Annotated in this window: 4 protein-coding genes; 1 reads left to right on the top strand and 3 read right to left on the bottom strand. The window is 75.6% G+C overall.

Annotated features, from left to right (window positions below; translation table 11 throughout):
- The 3 genes from ACOJTC_RS11690 to ACOJTC_RS11680 all read right to left on the bottom strand — a co-directional run.
- Positions 1–2,198: heavy metal translocating P-type ATPase (locus ACOJTC_RS11690; protein WP_420116863.1), on the bottom strand; the 2,198-nt coding region annotated here is incomplete at its 3' end.
- A gap of 14 nt (positions 2,199–2,212) precedes the next feature.
- On the bottom strand, positions 2,213–2,446 hold the full coding sequence (locus ACOJTC_RS11685) for a hypothetical protein (RefSeq protein WP_420116862.1): 234 nt from the start codon (positions 2,444–2,446) through the stop codon (positions 2,213–2,215).
- 16 nt (positions 2,447–2,462) lie between these two features.
- Positions 2,463–2,669, bottom strand: a complete 207-nt coding sequence (locus ACOJTC_RS11680; protein ID WP_420116861.1) for a heavy-metal-associated domain-containing protein — start codon at positions 2,667–2,669, stop codon at positions 2,463–2,465.
- Between the two features lie 94 nt (positions 2,670–2,763).
- On the opposite strand from ACOJTC_RS11680, the gene ACOJTC_RS11675 reads away from it, so the two are divergent.
- Positions 2,764–3,063: a metal-sensitive transcriptional regulator gene (locus tag ACOJTC_RS11675; RefSeq protein WP_091244878.1), complete on the top strand. Its 300-nt coding sequence runs from the start codon at positions 2,764–2,766 to the stop codon at positions 3,061–3,063.
- The last annotated feature ends 162 nt before the right edge of the window (positions 3,064–3,225 follow it).

The raw sequence follows: 3,225 nt of genomic DNA, 5'->3' as shown, positions 1-3,225 counted from the left end.
GAGAAGGCCATCGCCGCGCCCGCGATCATCGGGTTGAGCAGCCCGGCGGCGGCCAGCGGGAGGGCGGCCACGTTGTAGGCGAACGCCCAGAACAGGTTCCCCTTGATCACGGCGAGGGTGCGCCGGGAGAGCCGGATCGCGTCCACCGCGGCGGTCAGGTCGCCCCGGACCAGGGTCAGGTCGGACGCCTCGATCGCCACGTCGGTGCCGGTGCCCATGGCCAACCCCAGGTCGGCCTGGGCCAGGGCGGCGGCGTCGTTGATCCCGTCACCGACCATCGCGACCGTGTGGCCCTGCTCCTGGAGCCGGCGTACCACGTCGACCTTGTCGGTCGGCAGCACCTCGGCGGTGACCCGGTCGATGCCGACCTCGGCGGCCACCGCCTGCGCGACCGTCGCGTTGTCCCCGGTGAGCAGCACCGGGGTCAGGCCCAGGGCCCGCAGCCCGGCGACCGCCTCCCGGCTGGTGGGTCGGACCACGTCGGCCACCGCGAGGACCCCCCGCGCCCGCCCGGACCAGCCCGCCACCACCGCCGTACGCCCGGCGGCCTCCGCCTCGGCCATCGCCCGGACCACCTCCCCGGGTACGTCCAGACCCCGCTCGCGCAGCAGCCCCGGTCGCCCGACGACGAGGTCGTGGCCGTCGACGGTGCCGGTGACGCCGAGCCCCTCGGTGGCGGCGAACCCGGTGACCGGGGGCAGTTCCCCGGCCTCGGCGGCACCGGCGGCCACGGCGCGGGCGATCGGGTGCTCGGAGCCGGCCTCCACCGCCCCGGCGAGCCGGAGCAGTTCGGCCCGGTCCTGCCCCTCGGCGGGGTGGACGTCGACCAGGGTCATCCGGCCGGTGGTGACCGTGCCGGTCTTGTCCAGCACCACCGTGTCGACCTGCCGGGTGGACTCCAGCACCTCCGGCCCCTTGATCAGGATGCCGAGCTGGGCCCCCCGTCCGGTGCCGACCAGCAGCGCGGTCGGGGTGGCCAGGCCGAGCGCGCACGGGCAGGCGATGATCAGCACGGCCACGGCGGCGGTGAAGGCGGCGGTGGGGCCGGCCCCGGACCCCAGCCACCAGCCCAGGGTGCCGACGGCCAGCACGATGACGACCGGCACGAACACCCCGGAGATCCGGTCGGCGAGCCGCTGCACGGCGGCCTTGCCGGTCTGCGCCGCCTCCACCAGCCGGGCCATCTGGGCGAGCTGGGTGTCCGCGCCGACCCGGGTGGCGGTGACGACCAGCCGGCCGCCCGCGTTGACGGTGGCACCGGCCACCGTGTCGCCGGGTCCCACCTCGACCGGCACCGACTCGCCGGTGAGCATGCTGGCGTCGACCGCCGAGGTGCCCTCGTCGACCCGCCCGTCGGTGGCGATCTTCTCGCCGGGCCGGACCACGAACCGGTCGCCCACCACGAGCTGGTCGACCGGAACCCGGGTCTCCGTGCCGCCGCGCAGCACGGCGACGTCCCGCGCGCCGAGTTCGAGCAGGGCGCGCAGGGCCGCCCCGGCGGTCCGCTTGGAGCGGGCCTCGAAGTAGCGGCCGGCCAGCAGGAACACGGTCACCCCGGCGGCGGCCTCCAGGTAGATGTTGCCGGCACCGTCGGTGCGGACGATGTCCAGCCGGAACGGGTGGGTCATCCCGGGCATCCCGGCGTCACCGAGGAAGAGCGCCCAGAGCGACCAGCCGAACGCGGCCAGGGTGCCGAGCGACACGAGGGTGTCCATGGTCGCCGCGCCGTGCCGCAGGTTGGTCCAGGCGGCCCGGTGGAACGGCAGCCCGCCGTACGCGACCACCGGGGCGGCCAGGGTCAGTGACAGCCACTGCCAGTAGGTGAACTGCCAGGCCGGCACCATCGCCAGCACGATCACCGGCAGGGTGAGCACGGCCGACACCCGCAGCCGGGTCCGCAGGGCGTCCAGCTCGTCGGCCGGTGCACCGGCCGGTTCCGTGCCGGCGGGGGCGGGCGGCGGGGGGACGACGGCGGTGTAGCCGGTCTTCTCCACGGTGGCGATCAGGTCGTCGGGGGTGACGCCGTCGGCGTACCGGACGGTGGCCTTCTCTGTGGCGTAGTTGACGCTCGCCTCGACGCCGTCGAGCCGGTTGAGCTTCTTCTCGATCCGGGCGGCGCAGGAGGCGCAGGTCATCCCGCCGATGGCCAGCTCGATCTGGTGGGGCGCGGTGGGCAGGTTCTGGGCGGTCGGGGTCATCGCGGCACCTCCGGTCAACCGTGGGTGTGACCGGCCCCGCCGGTGCCGGTGACGGTCACGCTCGGCGTCGGGTCGGTGGTGGGCTCGGGGCTGACGGGGCTGGGGACGGGTTGCGGGGTGTGCGCGGGGTCGTGGCGGGTCCCGGCGGGCGGGGTGACGGGGCCGGTCAGCTGGCCGGCCCCGTACGCCGCGCCGAACACCACCGCGAGGGCGAGGGCGAAACCGCCCAGCCTGGTCGGTGTGTTCATCGGTCGCCCCGGACCGTCACGCCTCGACGAGGTCGTAGCCGGCCTCGTCGACGGCGGCCCGCACGGATGCGGTGTCCAGCGGGCGGTCGCTGGTGACGGCGACCCGGCCGGAGGCCAGGTCGACCTGGACGTCGGTGACGCCGTCGAGGGCACCCACCTCGGCACTCACCGCGCTGACGCAGTGCCCGCAGGTCATGCCCGTCACCTGGTAGTTCGTGATCATGCGACTCTCCCCTCCACTCGTCCAACATACCCCCCAGGGGTACGCTGCCCTGCGACCGTAGCATACCCCCCGGGGGTACGCTATCCTGGTCACCATGACCACACCGAGCACCCCGGTCCGGGGCTACACCGCCAGCAAGGACCAGTTGCTCGCGCGGCTGCGCCGCGTGGAGGGGCAGGTCCGGGGCATCGAGAAGATGGTCGACGACGACCGGTACTGCATCGACGTGCTCACCCAGATCTCCGCCGTGCAGGCCGCCCTGGACAAGGTCGCCCTCGGGCTGCTCGACGGCCACGCCCGGCACTGCATGCACGAGGGGGCCGCCGAGGGCCGGGCCGACGAGATGGCCGCCGAGATGATGGCCGCCGTCGGCCGCCTGATGAAACGCGGCTGACCCGGCCCGCCCGTCGGCGACCTGCGGTCAGCGGGGCACCGGACGGGCGGACCGGTCGGGAGCCCGGCCCGCCCGGCGTGGGGGGGGGGGGGGGGGGGGCGGCCCCCCCCGCCCCCCCCGCGGGGGGGGGGCGCGCGCCGGGGGCGGACAGGTCCGGCGGGG

The organism is Micromonospora sp., from assembly GCF_048594385.1.
Classification (GTDB): Bacteria; Actinomycetota; Actinomycetes; order Mycobacteriales; family Micromonosporaceae; genus Micromonospora; species Micromonospora wenchangensis.
The sequence above is the reverse complement of the archived record's forward strand: the minus strand, read 5'-3'. Positions and strand labels throughout refer to the sequence as shown.